The sequence below is a fragment of the Aquimarina macrocephali JAMB N27 genome, from assembly GCF_000520995.1.
GTDB lineage: Bacteria > Bacteroidota > Bacteroidia > Flavobacteriales > Flavobacteriaceae > Aquimarina > Aquimarina macrocephali.
Map to the genome: position 1 here is coordinate 1 of NZ_JACA01000155.1, position 313 is coordinate 313.

Below are 313 nucleotides of genomic sequence, written 5' to 3' on the forward strand. Positions count from 1 at the left end.
TTGTGCCCAGAAAACCCCCAGCTAGGCTGGGGGTTCAGTAAAGCTTTCAGCTTTGGGTCAGTTATAAAAACCCCTTTTGATTTGTTAAAACAGTTTGCGGTCTGGCAACTGCAAATGTTCAACAAGAAATCAAAAGGGGGTCCCAATGAGGGATGAAAAGAGCTTAGCGCACACCCGATGGAACTGTAAATATCATATAGTTTTTGCGCCGAAGTACCGAAGGCAGGTGTTCTACAGGGAAAAACGCAGAGCGATTGGCAGTATTTTAAGAAAACTGTGCGAATGGAAAAACGTGAATATCCTGGAAGCAGAA

The 313-nt window shown here is 44.1% G+C and carries 1 protein-coding gene; it reads left to right on the forward strand.

Annotated features, from left to right (window positions below):
- Positions 1-145: 145 nt before the first annotated feature.
- Positions 146-313, forward strand: a 168-nt coding sequence (locus Z054_RS31235) for a transposase (RefSeq protein ID WP_143712986.1), incomplete at its 3' end; no start/stop codon positions are given.